A 17815-nucleotide genomic window follows, 5' to 3' on the forward strand; every position below is an offset into this window, starting at 1 on the left:
TCTCTGCGGTTTTCGAAGGTCGCCATTCATGGCGACCTCACTCACGGAAACATCCATTACCACTTCATCTCGCCGGTATTCACTTTGGCGCTCAGGTCCAACGAACTCTCCTCCGGCAGATGCGGATAAGCGGCTTTCATGGTCTCGATCACCTGGGCCGAACCTTTATGCTGCTGTAACGCTTTCTCAAAGGTTTGCAGGTAGTTCAAGGTAAAGGTAATCGCCGCATCACCCGCCGTGCGCTCGCCAAGATAATGGCCCGGAATTACTTGCTTAGGTTGCAGTTTTTGCATCTCGCTTAGCACATTACGCCACTGCTGACGAACAGCTGGCGTTTGCGTATCGGCGGTCCAGACGTGAATGCCGGAAGCCACGCCGGTGCCGCCAAGAATCGCTTTGTTGGCCGGGATCCACACGTAGGCGGCGTAATCATTGGCGTGACGCAGTTCCAGCGTTTCACCGTCGACTTTAAAGCTGGTGGCATGCGTAACCTGCGGAACATACAGCTGTTTTGGTGCGCCGTCCTTCATCTGCGGGCCCCAATACGCCAGCTTGGCGGCTTTGGTCGCTTCGATGTGTTTCACCACGTCCGACGTCGCCACAATCTTCACCTGCGGGAACGCTTTTACAATCGGTTCCAGACCAAAATAGAAGTCAGGATCGCCGGAGGTGATAACAATCTGCGTCAGCTTTTTACCGCTGGCTTTAATCATCTGCACCAGCTTTTCACCGTCTTTGGTGCTGAATTGCGCATCAAACAGTATCGCTTCATGCGGACCGGAAACCAGCGTGGAAGAGACCGGGAAAATGCCATTCTCCTGCGGGTTATACACTTCTAGATTGAGTGGTGCAGCGAAGGCAGGCAAGGTGGCAAAGGCCAATGCCAGTGTCAGCGTTTTCATTTTCATCGAATTTTCCTTTATCCGGCACTTCGCCGTATTTGTGGCTCTATTGTAGGGAAATCGCTGGCTGGTAGAATTCCCGAAACTGGATATGATCAGTTTCATAAAACGATCAGATGGAGCCAACATGGACAGAGTCACGGCGGCAACAGTGTTTAACCGCATTTGCGAACTGGGCAGCTTAAGTGCTGCGGCGCGTGCACTGGATATTTCGCGGCCAATGGTCAGCCGCTATCTGGATGAAATGGAGAAGTGGGCTGGCGCGCGTTTACTGCACCGATCATCGCGCAAGCTAACCATCACGCCCGCTGGCGAGAAGATCCTCGAAAAATCGCGCGCGCTAGCCAGATTGGCTGAAGAGATTGCCGATCAGGGCGCGGATAGCGAGCCGCACGGCACGTTGCGCGTCGCCTGTGCGCACTCCACCGCCACGCATATTTTGGGGCCGATGATCCCGGCATTCCTGGCGCGTTTCCCGGCGGTGCGCATCGAGCTGGAGATTAACAATCAGCCGGTGAGTTTGATCGGCGAGCGCATTGATGTCGCGGTGCGCATCACTGACGATCCCGAACCTGGCGCCATCGCCCGACGTTTAGGTGAATGTGTTTCGGTGGTGTGTGCATCGCCGGACTATCTGCAGGTGCATGGTTCGCCGCAATCGCCAGCCGATCTTGCGCAGCATAACTGCCTGCATTACAGCCGTTTCGCCGGGCAGAGCTGGCAATTTTCAGATGCGCAGGGCGAAACGATCAGTGCGGCGGTGCACGGCAATTTCAGCGCCGGCATCTCGTCGGTTCTATGTGATGCGGCGATTGCCGGTTGTGGAGTGGCGATGGTACCGGAGATGGAAGCGCGCAACGCCATCAACAACGGACAATTGCAAACCGTACTGCCGGCTTATCAGCCAAAAACGCTGGCGATCTATGGTCTTTACATGTCGCGTGAACGGCAACCGGCGGCGCTGCGGGCGTTTTTAGATGCGGTGCAGCAGCAGCTAAGCGCCTGAATGTTCGACATGCATCTGGGCTGGAAGGAATTAATCAATAATCAGTGAGTTAGGCAAATAATTCTGGCTACGAAAAGCCGGTTTTCAGCCTGAAATCGCCAAAGTTGTGGCGAAACTTTGTTCAATTGTGGCCGATATAAAATGATGGCACCTGACCGGTGACGCGACGAAACATAGTGGTGAAGGCGGAGCTGCTGTCATAGCCGAGCGAGAGCGCCACCTCGTTAACCGATTTGCCCGCCACCAGCCACGCCAGCGCCGTCACCACGCAGGCGCGCTGTCGCCAGGCAGAGAAGGACAAACCGGTTTGCTGCAGGAAATGGCGGCGGAAGGTGCTGGGGCTCATAAACATCGCGCTGGCCCAGTCATCTGCCGCATCATGAATGGTTGGCGCCAGTAAGAAGTTCTGGCATTGCGCCAACAACGCCGGATGCTGCGGCAGCGGAATATCGAATTCCCGTGCAGGCATCGCCGCAAGCTCCAATAGCAGCAACTGCACCAGCAATCGATCGCGATCGGATGCATATAACAGCGGTAAATCAACGGCTTCAATCAACAGTTGTCGCAGCAGCGGTGAGACGCTGATGACGCTACAGCGATCGCGCAATGCTGCCGCGCAAATGGGCTCGATATACAGGCTGCGCGTCGAGACGCCGACAAACTTCACGCTGTGCACAGTGTTCGGCGGAATCCACACCGCATGCTGTGGTGGTACCACCCATTCGCCCGCCTGCGTTGCGACGTGCATTAAACCCGTCGCACCATACAGCAGCTGCGCGCGGCGATGGCGATGCTCTGGCAGTACAAATCCCTGCGCGTAGTCATTGCCCAGCGCCACCACGTCACGATCAATATAGTCGTATTCATCAATGTGACTATTTCGCATCCCCGACATCCACCGCAAATTGACTGATTTGCAAGGGTAAATCAGCGCTGCGCAAATGGGAAGCGGGCTGCTTGCTGCGTAAGCTGCATCACTCTTTTCATGATGCAGAGAAAGGCGATGAACGAGCTGTTAATTATTGGGTTGGCGGGATTTGCGACCGGCATCACCACGGTGTTGTTTGGTTTTGGCGGCGGTTTTGTGGTGGTGCCGTTTGTCTATCAATTGCTGTTGCAGCAGCTGCTACTGGCGTCGCAGGCGATGCATATCGCGGTGGCAACCTCGACCGCCGTGATGATTTTCAACGCCGGTTGGGCCAGCTATCAAAACTGGCGAGCGGGCAAATTGCATGATGTCCCTTTGTTGCCGCTAATCTGGTTTATCGCGCTCGGTGCGGTGATCGGATCGTGGCTGGCGGGTGTGATGAGCGACATGTGGGTGCGCAGGCTGTTTATGCTTTACATGGTGGTGACTATCGCTGATTGCCTGCTGCGGAAAGGCTTCTTTAGCCGCACTGCACCGCGAATGTTGACGCGGCTGACCGTCAGCGCAGGCGGCACAGTAATTGGTGTGATCGCCGCCATGCTCGGCGTTGGCGGCAGCGTAATGACCGTGCCGCTGCTGCGTCGTCATGGTTATGCCATGCGCGATTGCGTCAGCGCGGCTAATCCGCTGTCGCTGCCGGTCGCCATTTTTGGCGCGATAACTTACGCCATCAGCGGCTGGCAGCAGATTCCTGCCAGCGGTTATCTCGGCTTTATCAGCCTGAAAATTTTACTGCTGCTGGTGGTCGCCGGTTTTATCGGGATGGTGTTTGCCCGCCGCTGTATTCCGGCGGTGCCCGATGTCTGGCATGCGCGTACCTATGTTCTGCTGTTGTGCCTGGTATTGTTGGCTATCGCTGTGTAAACCGGCTAATCGTTAAGCCAATTTTAAGCTTCGCCACGTACAGTGCCCTCATTGTTACAACCATCAGTAAACGAAGTCAGAATTAGAGGGCGATCGCCGAACTCCTGCAGATTGCCCGCGTCTACAGAACGTACTGAGCTTTGAGTTAAGCGCTGGAGTGTTCATTTGTTGCGATTACTGTTTCTGCTGATGGGTGGGCCGGCACTCAGATCCGGCTGGCCGTATCTCGCCGCATTAGGTGTGATTTGTCTGGGGGCCGGTGCCGGGATCGTGATGGATCTGCTGCAACATGGAACGGTCTCCTTTCCCTTGCAGCTCTTAGGCATGTTTTTGGCATTAGAGGGCGGAGCGGAAGCGTTAAATGCGTTTTACGCACCTGCCGGTATCGCCTGGCCGTCATTGATGAAATCGACGGTATTGCTGATCTTTGGCGCGCTGGTGTTTCTCGCTCCCCACGACAGCGGCGTGTGCCTTTCACTGGCATTCGCTACGGTGTTTTTACTCGATGGCGGTTTTCGCGTCATCTCATGTTGTCTGATGCGCTGTCGGCGCTGGACGCGCAAGTTAACGCTCGGCTGTAGCGAACTGGCGTTCAGCGTGCTGATTGCCACCCACTGGCCGCTATCACCGCATGTGATTGTGCCGCTCTGTTTTGCGCTGTTGCTGTTGGGTTGGGGCATCAATCTGCTGGTGATGACGGCACAAATCCACGCCTTGCCCGCCAACACGAGTGTCACTGCATTGCCAATGTTTACGCGTGCCGGTCTGCGTGCGCCGCACGGATTAGGTTATGTGCATCCACCTATGGGGCAGCATGCGCCGAGTACGCCTCTTAACGTCTACATCTGGACGCCGGTGGGTTCCGGCGATGTGGCGGGGCGTCGTCCATGGTTTGATCGCTGGGTGGCGGCGATTGACCATCGCGGCGAAGTCTCTACCGGCCATACCTCGCTGGAGATGGGCGAAGAGATTTACATCAGCCTCTATCCTGCGGATGACGTTTCCCGCGATTTTCGTGGCTTTCTGAAAACGCTGCGGGCGAAAGAGGAGTTTGATGTGGAAGGGTGTTTCCTGCCTTCACTGGAGAAAGAGATCAAGGCGTGGTGCCGGCCCGACAAACGCCTGACGTTGCCACACTACAATCAGCAGGCGCTGCGAAATTTCTGGCTCAGCAACGCCAGCGACACGCGCTATAATCTGACCTCGCGTAACTGCTCCACCAGCGTGATTCAGGCGCTGGATGTCGCCACCGAAGGTTTGCTTGGCGAGCGCGGTTTACAGGGTCTATGGGTGCTGTTCAATCCTGACTTCTGGCTGTTGAGCCTGGTGCGCAGCCGCGCCGAAGGCATGACCTGGACGCCGGGATTGGTGATGGATTATTGCCTGCTGTTGCGCCAGGTTTTGGCACCGGCACAGCGCTTGAGTCGCTATAAAAGAGCGGCGAGTTGGCTACAGCAGCAGCTTGGTTATAAGCATTCGGCTACCGATCCGTAAACGCCATAAAACCGTGCTGCTGCAGAAGCGTTTGCGCCGCAGCGGATGAGAGAAATGCCGCGAAAGGCTGCGCGGCATTGAGGTCGCTAAGCGCAAATCATTCCGGCACAGCAACGATAGCCAATCATCCGCTTGCGTGACAATGTCACGCTTTATGGTCAGGCAAAGCGTATTAGCGGCAAACAATCCTGCTTCTGCTGCGCGTCCCGACTGCAATAGCGCTTCAGGATGCTGTCGATTGGCGGAAGCAAACAAGTCGCACGGTTCACCGGCCTCAATGCGCTGGCGCAGCAGGCCCGCTGGAGCGAAATCGGTGTTGACTTTGAGGCCGGAAAGCACGCTAAATGCCGCCACCAAATCCGGCCACACCGCGCGTAAACTACCGGCGGCCAGAATCTTCAGCATGGTCATGATAGTGTGTCCGGTAGAAGCGCTGATACCAGCGGTCGGCTTGTTGTTGCATATCGATGTCGCGGAATTTTTCCGGGTAGAGCTTTTTCGCCATCCACAGTTCGCCGAGGCCAATCGCTTCTGGCATCGGATAGCCCCAGGCTTTGGCGTATTCCGGCATCAGCCACACCCGATGATTTTTCACCGCGTCAATGGTTTGCCAGCGCGCATCCTGCTGGATCGCCTGCACCACGTTGGGATAGCGATCCTGCACGAATATCACCTGCGGATTCCACGCCACAACCTGTTCCATGCTGACCTGTTTGAAACCTTGCACCGTCGCAGCCGCCACATTGAATGCGCCCGCATGCGCCATCATCAAGCCGGTGTACTTTCCAGAGCCGTAAGTTGTGAGGTCGGGATTCGCCATATAAGCGCGCACGCGTTGCTGTTCTGGCAGATTCTTCAAACGATCGCTGACGATTTTGCGTCCGGCAAAGGCGGCATCAATCAATTCCTGCGCCTGTGTTGGCTTGTTAACCACATTGCCAATCAGCGTGATGCCTTCCTTAATGCCGAGATCGTAAGCCTGATCTTCATTCTGCATGCTGGGATTAATTTTGCCTTGCTGACCGGCGTCATCGTGACGCAGTGAAATCGCCAGCACCGGAATGCCTAAGGCAGAAATCTGGTCGATCATCTCTTTCGGCGCATAGTTGGTGACAAACACCACCTGCGGATGCAGCGCCACCAGCTTTTCCAAATCGACATGCGTCAAATCGCCGAGCATCGCTTTGTGCGTCAGTTCTGGCACCAATTGCGCATAACCCTCACCTAATTGTTGTTTCCAGTTCGCCAAAATCCCGACGATTTTATCGGTGGCGTTGAGCTGCACCAGCAGGTTCAGGGTCTGATGCTGCAGCACCACAACGCGATCAATCTTGTCTGGAATCTCCACCTGACGGCCAATTTGATCGGTGACGACGCGGCTGGCATAGCTGTGCAGGGAGGTAAACGTGAGAAACCCCGCGAGAATAATCCGCTTAAATGAGATGGGCATAAAGGCTCCTGAATACGATATGCACCGGAGTATATAGCGATTGTGTGGAACGGGATATGATTGTTTAATGTGGCACCCACATCAGATAAAGGATGCTGAAATGAATAATGTTTACCTGATTCTCGCTATTTCAATCGTGGCGGAAACACTTGCAACAACCATGATGAAAGCCTCGCAGGGATTTACGCGGTGGGTTCCGAGCGTCGTGGTGGTGGTGGGCTATGCAATCTCATTTTATGGCCTTTCGCAGGTGGTTAAGCAGATGAATGTCGGCATCGCTTATTCTATCTGGGCCGGAATGGGCATCTTCCTTGTCTCCGTAATGTCGTACTTCTTCTATGGCCAGAAGCTGGATTGGCCAGCGATTATCGGGCTGATGTTAATCGGTCTTGGCATTGTGGTGATTCAGTTTTTCTCCAAAACCATTCTGCATTAATCGAGTAACAACAGGGAAGCGCAGGCTTCCCTGCTGGCGTCAAGGGATAATGCGAGCTGCGCGTAATTGCGTAAACAGCGTAAAGAACATCTCATCCGTTGCCTGATAACCGCTAAAACCCGCGCGCCGTAATTGGCTGCCGTCTCCAAACATGTCGTAATCCCAGCCAAAGACAAAATCGGCAAATTGCCCATCATTCAGCTGCAAGATATCCGGCTCGATCAGCTGATTTTGTTCAGCGATGTTTTGCCATCGGTCGCGGTAATCCTGGAAAAGCTGATGAAACGACAGATTTACCGCTGGCGCGCATTCCAGTTCAAACCAGCGGGCAATCGCCGGCCACAGTTCGCTCCAGCGCCACAAGTCGCCATTGTTAACGTTGAATGCCTGATTGTGGACGCCAGGCGCATTGGCCGCCCACAGCGTGGCCTGCGCGAGCAATCCGCTATCGGTGTGATCGACCATACTGTGCCAGGCGAGTGAAGAGCCGGGAAAACGCAGCGGCAAACCCTGAGATTTACACAGCGAGGCATAGATCGCGATGCTCAGCGCCAGGTTCATGGCATTGCCGGGCAGCGCGCTGCCGACCACGCCGGGACGCAAGGCATGCCAGTGCCAGCTTTTACCGCGCTGAAAGTCACTGAGCCAGCGCAGCTGTTCCGCATTGAATTCGGCTCCTGCCACGCCAGCATCGCTCTCACGCGCGGGCGTTTTGAACGGCCCCAAATGTGCCCCATACACTTTGTATCCCTGCATTAAACTGACGCTGCGCAGCGGCGCGACCTTATCGATGTTAACCACCAGATTGCGCAGCATCGTCACGTTAGGCTCGACCATCTCGCGCCAGCTTTCGGCATTCTGCCACGCGCTGTAGAAGATATGCGTCACTTGATTGAGCGGGGCCAGTGCCTGTGCGCTCTGTTGCGCATCCAGCAGATCAACATGGATGAAAGGGATATCGTGCGTTGAGGCTCCGGGCTGGCGCGTCAGGCCGATCACCTGCCAATCCTGCTGACGCAGTACGGTGACCAGCTGACTGCCCACAATCCCAGTTGCGCCTGCCACCAATGCAACGTTATGTGTTTGCGACATCATGATTCTCCTGTGAACAATACAGCGGTAGTGTTATCTATTATTTTTATTGCTGATATCCCATAATTCAGATGTCACTTATCAGAAAAATCATTAAATGAATAACAAACTCAATGCTATCAACACCTTCATGCGCGTGGCGGAAGCCGGATCCTTTTCGGCGGCGGCACGCCTGTGCGGCATGAAACAATCCGCCGTGAGCCAGCAAATCGCCGCGCTGGAGGAGGAACTCGGCATCGTGTTGCTGCACCGCACCACGCGCGCCATGAAATTAACCGAGCAGGGCGAGCGTTATTTACAGCAGATGCAGCCGCTGGTTGCCGCGATGCAGGAAGTAGAGAGCCAGTTGCGTCCGGCGCAGCAAGCGCTGCAAGGTAGGGTGCATATCCAGTTACCCAGCGGATTAGGCCAGCGGTTTCTGCCGCATTTGCTGGCGCTGCAACGCGCGAACCCTGAACTGCATCTGACCATCGCGCTCGACGATCGTGTGGCTGAACTGGTGAGTGAAGGCGTGGATATCGCGTTGCGCCTGAGTGAAACGCCGCCTGAGATGTTTCCGGCGCGCTTACTGGCGCGTATTGAAACACCGCTGTTTGCTGCGCCTGAGCGGGTACGCGCAACACCGATCACCACGCTGGCAGAGTTGGCGGAGCATCCGCATGTCCGCTTCAGCGGCATCGATAAAGAGGCGCCGCTGCGCCTGATATCCCATCAGGACAGCGTGGCGCTGGCGGTGAATACCGTGTTTCGTGCCAACAGCAGCGAAGGGTTATTGCAGGCGCTGCAGGCGAATATCGGCGTCGGCGGCATGCAATTACCGCTGGTGCACGAAGCGTTGCAATCAGGATCGCTGGTGCGCATCTTGCCGCAATATCGCCTGCCAGACCGTTTTCTCTACGCGGTGTTTCCCGATGCGCGCTTCATCCCGCTGCGCGTAAGACGCGTGGTTGAGGTGCTCGAACAGGTTCTGGTGGATTTAATCCCTGCGGCTGATTAAGCCGTTCTCCATCGTGGCGCATGGCTGCGCCATTTTCGTGCTTCTTGTATCCACATCTGTATTGTAAAGAAACATAAGTATTCGATCTTGTATCCAAGAGCGTATCCCATCTGGCCTGGCGGCCTGCACCCTCATTTCTGGCGTTTTTTGGCACGCAAACTGCAACGTTCCCGATAAGTCATAAATCGGGAGTATTCGCATGTTTGATGCACTGTTGGATGAGGATGCCACCACGCTGGCGGCGTTAATCCGGAGCGGCGACGTCTCGGCGCAGGAAGTGACGCAAGCCGCAATCGATCGTATGGAGCAGCGTGACCCGCAGATTCAGGCGTTTTGTACCGCCACACCGCAGTTGGCACTGCAACAGGCGGCTGCCGTGGATGCAAAGCGCGCGCGCGGCGAATCGCTGGGTACGCTGGCGGGCGTGCCGCTGGCGGTGAAAGACCTGATATGCACCGCCGGCGTGAAAACCACCTCGGGATCGTATGCCTACGCCGATTTCGTTCCGGATGAGGATGACATCACCGTTGAACGCCTGCTGGCCGCTGATGCGGTGCTGCTGGGGAAAACCACCGCGCCGGAATTTGGTTACAGCGGTGTCGGGCATAATCCGCTGTTTCCATCACCGCGCAATCCGTGGGATCTCAGCAAAACGCCGGGCGGATCCAGCGCCGGTTCCGGTGCGGCACTGGCAGCGCGCCTGTGTCCGATTGCCTTAGGCAGCGACGGCGGCGGTTCGGTGCGCATTCCTGCTGCGCACTGCGGCGTGTTTGGCCTGAAAGCGTCAATGGGGCGCGTACCTTTGTGGCCGGGTTGTCGCGACGAGCGGTATCCCGGCGTTTCCAGCTGGGAATCGCTGGAACATATCGGCCCAATGACGCGTTCGGTGCGCGACAGCGCATTGATGATGTCGGTGATGGCGGGGCCCGATATGCGCGATCGCCACTCGATTCCCTGCAATGACGTCGATTGGCTAGCCGCGCTGAATAAGCCACTCGGTGGTATGCGCATCGCCTTCAGCGCGGATTTCGGCTACATCGCCGTCGACCCTGAAGTGCGTGACATTGTCACTCATGCTGCGCGTCGTTTTGCCCGTGAACTTGGCGCCGAATTGGATGAAGTCGATCCCGGCATCGCCGATGAAGGTGCCACTTTTGCCGCGCTAGTGGCCTTTGAGAGCGATCTTTCCGGCATGCGTAACATGCAAGCTGAACTCGGTTCACGTATGTCACCGCATCTCAGCGCCATGCTGCAACACGACTGGCGGGCTGAAACCTTTACCGACGCCAACACCACGCGTAAAAAGCTGTGCAATCAGATGTGGCGCTTTATGCAGCATTACGATCTGCTGCTGTCGCCGACGCTGGCGGTGCCGCCATTCCCGCTCAACATGCAGGGACCGGAGATTATCAATGGCCGCATGGTGCGTAGCGATCACTGGCTCTCATTCTGCTTCCCGTTCAATTTTACCGGCCAACCGGCGGCATCTGTTCCCGCGGGCTTTACCGCCAGCGGATTGCCGATTGGCATGCAAATCGTGGGTCGTCATCTGGACGATGGCCTGGTGCTGGCGGCAAGTGCCGCATTCGAGCGCATACAACCCTGGAATCACATCACACCTGTTTCAATCGGAGTTGCCCATGACTAACAAAAATTCACCGGCGTTAGAGCAGGAGTTCGAGCACGAACCGGTTCCGCTCAGCCATCGCCACTCGACCGGTTCGGTGTCGGCGGTGTGGTTTGGTTTCCCGATGATCCTCACCAATGCGCTGTTTGGCGGCATCATTACCTGGCATCTTGGCTTCTGGCCGGCGCTGATTGCCATTCTGCTGGGTAATCTGGTGCTGTTTGCCTATGTTGGCGCGCTCAGTTGGTTCGCGGGTAACACCGGCATGAACTTTGCGCTGCAGGCGAAACGCACCTTCGGCACCAAAGGCTACATTTTTGTTTCGGGCTTTCTCTCAATCGTGGTGATCGGCTGGTACGCCTTCCAGACCGGCTTAACCGGGACGGTGATCAACCAGACCTTTGGCTGGAACGCGCTGGCGGTGACGGCGTTTGCCATGGTGCTGTATACCGCCATCACCTTCCTCGGCGTGCGCGCCTTGTCAGTGCTCGGCATGATCGCGGCACCGCTGTTCGTGGTGTTGGGATTGGTGGCGCTGTGGCTGATTGGGAAGGATCATGATTTCAGCACCATCACGCAGTTTACCGGCAGCAGCAGCGCGGTGGGCGCGATGAGCATGGGCACCGCCGTAACCATGGTGGTGGCCGGTTTTGCCGATTCCGGCACCATGACGGCAGATTTCACCCGCTGGTCAAAAGACGGTAAATCGGCGGTGATTGCCGCGTTCTCTGCGTTCCCGGTGGCGAACGTCATCTCTTATCTGTTTGGCGTGGTGATTGTGGCGGTAGGCGCGGCAGTCGATCCCGCGAGCAACGGCGGCAACTTCCTGCCAATGCTAATGGGTCACGGCATGCTGCTCTCGGTGATTGCCTTCCTGTTTGTGTTTATCAACCTCGGTTCAGTGTGTACGCACTGCTTGTATAACGGCGCGGTTGGTTTTAGCCATCTTTTTAGCAGCAAAATGCGCTTATGGACGGTGATCCTCGGCGTGATCGGCGGCGCGCTGGCGCTGGCTGGCGTGTGGTCCTATTTCCTTGAATGGCTGAGTTTGCTCGGTATCGTGGTGCCGCCGTTTGGCGCGGTGATGATTGTCGATTTGATCTTCATGGCCAAAATCAGCGAACAGCGCAAATTGCGCCGTCTGCGCGGCAGCGCCTTTGCCGCCTGGGCGATCGGCAGCTTGTGTGCGGTGATTGCGCATATCGCTTTCCCACAGTTTGGTGAAGCAGTGATTGGTCTGGTCACTGCCGCCGCTAGCTACACGCTGATTGTGAAACTGAAACGTGAAAGTACGGTAAATGTGATGGAGGAAAAAAATGCCTGATTACGCCATTGATTCAACCCCTTACTCGTGGCCGTATGACGGCCGCTGCAGCCAACAGGATACCGCGCTGATCGTCATCGATATGCAAACCGATTTCTGCGGCAAGGGCGGTTACGTTGATAGCATGGGCTACGACATTGCTTTAACGCGCGCGCCGATTAAGCCGCTGCAGCAGGTGCTGGCAACGATGCGCAAGTTGGGCTTCCCGATCATCCATACACGCGAAGGGCATCGGCCCGACTTAAGTGATTTGCCTGCGAACAAGCGCTGGCGTTCGAAGCGCATGCAGGCAGAAATCGGCGCGCCCGGTCCGTGCGGGCGCATTCTGGTGCGCGGTGAACCGGGTTGGGAGATTATCCCGGAACTGGCGCCGCTGCCGGGTGAAGTCATCATCGATAAACCGGGTAAAGGCTCGTTTTATGCCACCGATCTCGAACTGATCCTGCGCAGCCGGGGCATTCGCAATGTGATCATCAGCGGCATCACCACCGATGTCTGCGTGCATACCACGCTGCGCGAAGCCAACGATCGCGGCTTCGAGTGTTTAGTCTTATCTGATTGCTGTGCGGCGACCGAGCTGAAACACCACGAAGCGGCGCTCAGCATGATCCATATGCAGGGCGGGATTTTTGGTGCGGTGGCCAGTTCGCAGACTTTGCTGGCGGGATTGGCTAGCAAACAAATGTCTGAAGTCGGTTAACGCTCTAGCCACCTTTGATAGTGCTCAGGCCACGCCATTGTCGGCGTGCCGGGCCTGCCCATACCAAATCCATGTCCGCCGTTGCTGTAGCGATGCATCTCCACGGGCACGTGCTGGCGCTTGCAGGCGTCAGCCATAATCAGCGTGTTATTTGGATCGGAAATCGGATCGTCCTCCGCCTGCACCAGAAAGAAAGGCGGCGATTGCGGATTAACAAACTCCTGCACCGACCATGCGGCGTCTTCACTGGCAGGCGCGTTTTTGCCCACCAGAATTTTGTGGGTTGAGGTGTGCGTGTAAGGCGGCTCCAGCGTGATGATGGGATAGATCAGCGCGGCGCGATCGGCGGTGGCGGGCAGGTTATCCAGTGCATCGGTGGCCCTATACGAGCGGAAATCCGCGCGCGTGACCGCCATTCCAAGCAGGTGCCCACCGGCGGAAAATCCCAGCACGCTGACATGCTTTTCACGCTGCCGCACCAGGCGCAGCGCGCGTTGTGCGTCCTGCAGTGAAACCATCGCGCCATCGTTCCAGTCTTCATGCGGCAAACGATAGCTCAGCACATAAGCGGTATATCCGCGTGCCGTCAACCAGGCTGCGGCTGGCCAGGCTTCTTTGCCCATTTCAATGCGCGTATAGCCGCCACCTGCGGCGATCAATACTGCGCGGCCGTTGGGCGAGGGCGGCGTTAATACGGTGAGTGTGGGCTGCACGATATTACGCTGCGCACCTTTGGCTGAAATAACCAAATCGCCAGCAGGACCGCCGCCGCCCGGCGGTAAATCAGGCCACAGCGGTAAAACTTGGGTTGTTACGTTCGCTGAAGCAGCAAAGGTTAGCCCGCTACGTACGGCCAGCGTGGAAAGTGTCAGATACGATAAAAAGTGGCGGCGGTTCATGGCGAATCCTCATGAAATTAGAGGCTTATTGAAGCAGATAAATCAGCAGAGAAGATGAAGAGGGCGTTGCTTTGTATTACCAAATGCGACGGGGGCGAGAATTAAGGGTTGTAGTTACAACATACTTTTAATTGATTATTAATAGTAACATGTAACCATTGTGCGGTGTTCAATTTGTCCAATGATTAAGACGCGAGTTGCAGCTTGAATTTGCGACAAAAGAAAAGGGCGACTAACGTCGCCCTTAAATCAATCTCATCCACGCATCGGTTCAGCGCGCACCGGTTTATCACCGGCAACAAAGTAATCCGCTTCGCTGCGCGGCAGCGGCTGGCGGCCACGAATGTTATCCGCGATTTTCTCGCCGATCATGATGGTAGTGGCATTCAGGTTACCGGTGATGATTAACGGCATGATTGACGCATCCACCACGCGCAGCGCTTCGACGCCATGCACGCGGCCTTCGCCATCAACGACCGACATCTCGTCAGTACCCATTTTACAGGTGCCGCACGGGTGATAAGCCGTTTCGCCATGATTACGCACAAACTCATCCAGCTGCTCATCGGTCTGGCAATCCAGGCCTGGGCTGATCTCTTTACCGCGATATTTATCCAGCGCCGGCTGGTTGATGATCTGGCGCGTGATACGAATCGCATCGCGGAACTCCTGCCAATCCTGTTCATGTGACATGTAGTTGAACAGAATCGCCGGATGACGGCGTGGATCGCGTGATTTCAGGCGCACATGGCCGCGGCTCGGTGAGCGCATCGAACCAACGTGACACTGGAAACCGTGCGCTTCCACCGCGTTCGAGCCGTTGTAGTTAATCGCTACCGGCAAGAAATGATACTGAATATTCGGCCAGCTGAACTCTTCGCGGCTGCGGATAAAGCCGCCGCCTTCAAAGTGGTTGCTGGCGCCGACGCCGGTGCCGTTAAACAGCCACTCCGCACCGATTTTCGGCTGGTTCCACCACTTCAGTGCCGGATAGAGTGATACCGGCTCTTTGCACTCATATTGCAGGTACATTTCGAGGTGATCCTGCAAGTTCTCGCCCACGCCCGGCAAATCATGCACCAGCGGGATATCAAACTGTTTCAGCAGTTCAGCGGAACCAACACCGGAACGCTGCAGAATCTGCGGCGAGGCGATGGCACCGGCGCACAGCAATACTTCACGACGCGCGTGCGCCTGATGCGACGTATTGCTGGAACCTAGCAGATACTGCACGCCAACCGCGCGTTTACCTTCAAACAGAATGCGGTCAGTGGTCGCATGGGTGACGATTTTCAGGTTCGGACGCGTCTTAGCGGTATCGAGATAACCGCGCGCGGTGCTGGAGCGGCGACCTTTCGGCGTCACAAAGCGATCCATTGGCCCAAAACCTTCCTGCTGATAGCCGTTCAGATCGTCCGTGCGCGGATAACCCGCCTGCACGCCGGCTTCAATCATTGCCGCGAACAGCGGATTGTTACCTGGTTTACAGGTGGTGATACTCACCGGACCTTCGCCGCCGTGATAATCATTGGCACCGATATCGCGCGTTTCAGATTTGCGATAGTAGGGCAGGCAGTTCAGGTAGCTCCAGTTTTCCAGACCAGGCTCATTGGCCCAGTTATCGAGATCCATCGCGTTACCACGGATGTAGCACATGCCGTTGATCAGCGACGATCCGCCCAAACCTTTACCGCGTCCGCACTCCATGCGGCGGTTATTCATGTACGGTTCAGGTTCGGTTTCGTACGCCCAGTTATAGCGTTTTCCCTGCAGCGGGAAAGCCAGCGCCGCAGGCATCTGCGTGCGGAAGTCGAAGCGGTAATCTGGGCCGCCCGCTTCTAAAAGCAGCACATTGACGCTGCTATCTTCGGTCAGTCTTGTTGCCAAAACGTTCCCTGCGGATCCGGCTCCGATAATGATGTAATCAAATTCCATTAGTCGTTCCTCAGGTTAAAAGCCAAAATTAAAATACGGACTGAAAACGGGTCATTTCGAGTTGCACCGATTTCACCTGCGTGTAGTTTTGCAGCGTCATCAGGCCATTTTCGCGGCCGACACCCGAATGCTTGTAACCGCCGACAGGCATCGCGGCGTCAGATTCGCCCCAGGTATTGATCCAGCAGATACCCGCTTCAATCTGGTGAATCACGCGGTGAGCGCGGTTAAGATCCTGAGTTACCACACCCGCCGCGAGGCCAAATTCGGTGGCGTTGGCGCGGCGAACCACTTCTTCTTCGCTTTCGTAAGTCAGAATCGACATCACCGGCCCGAAGATCTCTTCGCGCACAATGGTCATCTCATCGCGGCAGTCGGTGAACACGGTCGGTTCAACCCACGCGCCGTTATCGAAGTCCGCGCCGCTCAGGCGTTTACCGCCGCACAGCAGACGCGCACCTTCGCTGATACCGGATTCGATAAAGCGCATCACGTTGTCGCGATGTGCGAAGCTCACCAGCGGACCGAAGTTGGTATCGGGATGGTTAAGATCGCCCGCCTTGATGCGCGCCACGCGCTCGGCGATTTTCGCTTCAAACGCCGCTTGCAACGTAGCCGGGATAAACACGCGCGTGCCGTTGGTGCAAACCTGGCCCGAGCTGTAGAAGTTCGCCATCATGGCGATATCAGCGGCGAGGTCGAGATCGGCGTCATCGAAGATGATCAGCGGGGATTTACCGCCCAACTCCATGGTGACGTCTTTCAGCGTTGAGCCTGCCGCATTCGCCATCACTTTCTTACCGCTGGCGACGCCGCCGGTGAAGGAGACTTTATCGATGCCCGGATGATCGGTGAGCAGCTGGCCGGTGACCGCACCGCGACCGTTCAACACGTTGAACACGCCGTTTGGTACGCCCGCTTCGGTGTAAATTTCTGCCAGCTTCAGCGCGGTGAGCGGCGTAACTTCGCTCGGTTTGAAGATCATCGCGTTACCGGCGGCCAGCGCAGGCGCGGATTTCCACAAAGCGATCTGAATCGGATAGTTCCACGCGCCGATACCGGCCACCACGCCCAGCGGTTCGCGGCGGGTATACACGAAAGAGGTGTCGCGCAGCGGGATTTGCTGGCCTTCCAGAGAAGGAATCAAGCCCGCGTAGTACTCCAGCACGTCGGCACCGGTCACAATATCCACGTATTGGGTTTCGCTCAGCGGTTTGCCGGTATCGAGGGTTTCCAGCACGGCCAGCTCGTCGTTGCGTTCACGCAGGATATCGACCGCACGACGCAGAATGCGCGAACGTTCCATGGCGGTCATCGCCGCCCAAACTTTCTGGCCTTTTTTCGCTGCGGCAACGGCGCGATCAACGTCTGCGCGAGCGGCTTCATGCACGTCGGCCAGCACTTCGCCGTTTGCCGGGTTGATGGTCTGGAATGTGTTGCCTGCCGCAGCGGGAACCCCTGCGCCATCAATATAAAGGTGTTGCTCGGTGAATCGGGACATGATTTCTCCTTCCTCAGTGATTCTGGTCAGCCAATTGCTGACGAATGAATTGGGTGGTGAGCTGTCTGGCGATAGCCAAATCGAACGGTTTGCCGCTGAGCGCCGCGCGCAGCCACAGGCCATCAATCAATGAAGCAAGGCCATGTGCCGCCAGACGCGCCTTTTCGCGCGGAATAACGCGACGAAATTCGGCTGCCAGTGTGGAAAACAATCGACGGCTGCTTACGCGTTCTAAACGGCCCAACTGTGGCTGATGCATGCTGCTGGCCCAGAAATCCAGCCAGGCTTTCATCGCGGCGCTGTGCACCTGCGAATCATCAAAGTTGCCTTCCACAATCGCCAGCAGGCGCGCTTCGGTGCTGGCGCCGGCCAGCGGTTTTAACCTTGCAGCTACCGCATCACGCAGTTGACGGGTTACGTCACGCATCGTGGCTTCCAGCAGACCGTTCTTGTCTTTGAAGTAGTGGCTGATGATGCCTGTCGATACGCCAGCACGTCGCGCAATCTGCGCAATGGTGGCGTCGTTGATCCCGACTTCGTTAATGGTGCTCAGGGTCGCATCAATCAGTTGCCGACGACGTATCGGCTGCATTCCCACCTTTGGCATAACACTCCAGCTCCACTTCAATCTTAGAACACTATTAAAACTTTTTTTGATTG

16 protein-coding genes and 1 pseudogene are annotated in these 17815 nt (G+C 56.4%); 8 read left to right on the top strand and 9 right to left on the bottom strand.

All coding sequences use genetic code 11. The features are described 5' to 3' along the window. Positions 1-56 precede the first annotated feature (56 nt). A complete protein-coding gene (locus tag PanJK_RS00140) occupies positions 57-908 on the bottom strand; it encodes a Vmh family MBL fold metallo-hydrolase (RefSeq protein ID WP_265296677.1) in 852 nt (283 codons plus the stop codon). 121 nt (positions 909-1029) lie between these two features. On the opposite strand from PanJK_RS00140, the gene PanJK_RS00145 reads away from it, so the two are divergent. Further along, positions 1030-1908: a LysR family transcriptional regulator gene (locus PanJK_RS00145; RefSeq protein WP_265296678.1), complete on the top strand. Its 879-nt coding sequence runs from the start codon at positions 1030-1032 to the stop codon at positions 1906-1908. 121 nt (positions 1909-2029) lie between these two features. On the opposite strand, the gene PanJK_RS00150 is transcribed toward PanJK_RS00145, so the two are convergent. Next, the gene (locus tag PanJK_RS00150) at positions 2030-2794 is read right to left on the bottom strand and encodes an AraC family transcriptional regulator (RefSeq protein WP_265296680.1); all 765 of its coding nucleotides are present in this window, start codon (positions 2792-2794) and stop codon (positions 2030-2032) included. Positions 2795-2911: 117 nt separating this feature from the next. Between PanJK_RS00150 and PanJK_RS00155 the strand changes: the two genes are divergently transcribed. Then, on the top strand, positions 2912-3700 hold the full coding sequence (locus tag PanJK_RS00155; protein ID WP_265296681.1) for a sulfite exporter TauE/SafE family protein: 789 nt from the start codon (positions 2912-2914) through the stop codon (positions 3698-3700). A gap of 168 nt (positions 3701-3868) precedes the next feature. Beyond that, positions 3869-5194, top strand: a complete 1326-nt coding sequence (locus tag PanJK_RS00160; protein WP_265296683.1) for an HdeD family acid-resistance protein — start codon at positions 3869-3871, stop codon at positions 5192-5194. A 72-nt stretch (positions 5195-5266) separates the two neighbouring features. Here the strand turns inward: PanJK_RS00160 and PanJK_RS00165 are convergent. Both PanJK_RS00165 and PanJK_RS00170 read right to left on the bottom strand, forming a co-directional pair. Beyond that, positions 5267-5605: pseudogene (locus tag PanJK_RS00165) on the bottom strand (substrate-binding domain-containing protein); the annotation flags it as partial. Beyond that, the gene (locus PanJK_RS00170) at positions 5574-6644 is read right to left on the bottom strand and encodes an ABC transporter substrate-binding protein (RefSeq protein WP_293793634.1); all 1071 of its coding nucleotides are present in this window, start codon (positions 6642-6644) and stop codon (positions 5574-5576) included. The gene PanJK_RS00170 and the pseudogene PanJK_RS00165, both read right to left, overlap by 32 nt. 100 nt (positions 6645-6744) lie before the next feature. Here PanJK_RS00170 and PanJK_RS00175 point away from each other — a divergent pair, with 100 nt between their 5' ends. Next, positions 6745-7080, top strand: a complete 336-nt coding sequence (locus tag PanJK_RS00175; RefSeq protein ID WP_256698639.1) for a DMT family transporter — start codon at positions 6745-6747, stop codon at positions 7078-7080. A gap of 39 nt (positions 7081-7119) precedes the next feature. Here the strand turns inward: PanJK_RS00175 and PanJK_RS00180 are convergent, their stop codons facing one another. Next, positions 7120-8172 carry an SDR family oxidoreductase gene (locus tag PanJK_RS00180; RefSeq protein WP_265296684.1) on the bottom strand — a complete coding sequence of 351 codons (1053 nt, stop codon included), beginning with the start codon at positions 8170-8172 and terminating at the stop codon, positions 7120-7122. Between the two features lie 97 nt (positions 8173-8269). On the opposite strand from PanJK_RS00180, the gene PanJK_RS00185 reads away from it, so the two are divergent. From PanJK_RS00185 to PanJK_RS00200, 4 genes are all read left to right on the top strand, one after another. Further along, positions 8270-9169 carry a LysR family transcriptional regulator gene (locus PanJK_RS00185; protein ID WP_256698640.1) on the top strand — a complete coding sequence of 300 codons (900 nt, stop codon included), beginning with the start codon at positions 8270-8272 and terminating at the stop codon, positions 9167-9169. A 199-nt stretch (positions 9170-9368) separates the two neighbouring features. Beyond that, positions 9369-10817 carry an amidase gene (locus tag PanJK_RS00190; protein ID WP_265296685.1) on the top strand — a complete coding sequence of 483 codons (1449 nt, stop codon included), beginning with the start codon at positions 9369-9371 and terminating at the stop codon, positions 10815-10817. Continuing rightward, complete coding sequence (locus PanJK_RS00195; RefSeq protein ID WP_256698642.1) at positions 10810-12120, top strand: purine-cytosine permease family protein; 1311 nt, start codon at positions 10810-10812, stop codon at positions 12118-12120. The genes PanJK_RS00190 and PanJK_RS00195 overlap by 8 nt, the downstream gene beginning before the upstream one ends. Continuing rightward, a complete protein-coding gene (locus PanJK_RS00200; protein ID WP_256698643.1) occupies positions 12113-12820 on the top strand; it encodes a cysteine hydrolase family protein in 708 nt (235 codons plus the stop codon). The genes PanJK_RS00195 and PanJK_RS00200 overlap by 8 nt, the downstream gene beginning before the upstream one ends. Here PanJK_RS00200 and PanJK_RS00205 read toward each other — a convergent pair. From PanJK_RS00205 to betI, 4 genes are all read right to left on the bottom strand, one after another. Next, positions 12817-13719, bottom strand: coding sequence for an alpha/beta hydrolase (locus PanJK_RS00205; RefSeq protein WP_256698644.1), 903 nt, complete (start codon positions 13717-13719; stop codon positions 12817-12819). The two genes, PanJK_RS00200 and PanJK_RS00205, sit on opposite strands and share 4 nt — an antisense overlap. Before the next feature lie 255 nt (positions 13720-13974). After that, entirely contained in the window at positions 13975-15654 is a 1680-nt protein-coding gene (gene betA / locus PanJK_RS00210) for a choline dehydrogenase (RefSeq protein WP_256698645.1), read from the bottom strand. A gap of 28 nt (positions 15655-15682) precedes the next feature. After that, positions 15683-17155, bottom strand: a complete 1473-nt coding sequence (gene betB, locus PanJK_RS00215) for a betaine-aldehyde dehydrogenase (RefSeq protein WP_265296686.1) — start codon at positions 17153-17155, stop codon at positions 15683-15685. A gap of 13 nt (positions 17156-17168) precedes the next feature. Continuing rightward, positions 17169-17762, bottom strand: a complete 594-nt coding sequence (gene betI / locus PanJK_RS00220; RefSeq protein ID WP_256698647.1) for a transcriptional regulator BetI — start codon at positions 17760-17762, stop codon at positions 17169-17171. Between the last annotated feature and the right edge of the window lie 53 nt (positions 17763-17815).

Source organism: Pantoea sp. JK (assembly GCF_026130245.1).
In the GTDB taxonomy this organism is placed as follows: Bacteria; Pseudomonadota; Gammaproteobacteria; order Enterobacterales; family Enterobacteriaceae; genus Pantoea; species Pantoea trifolii.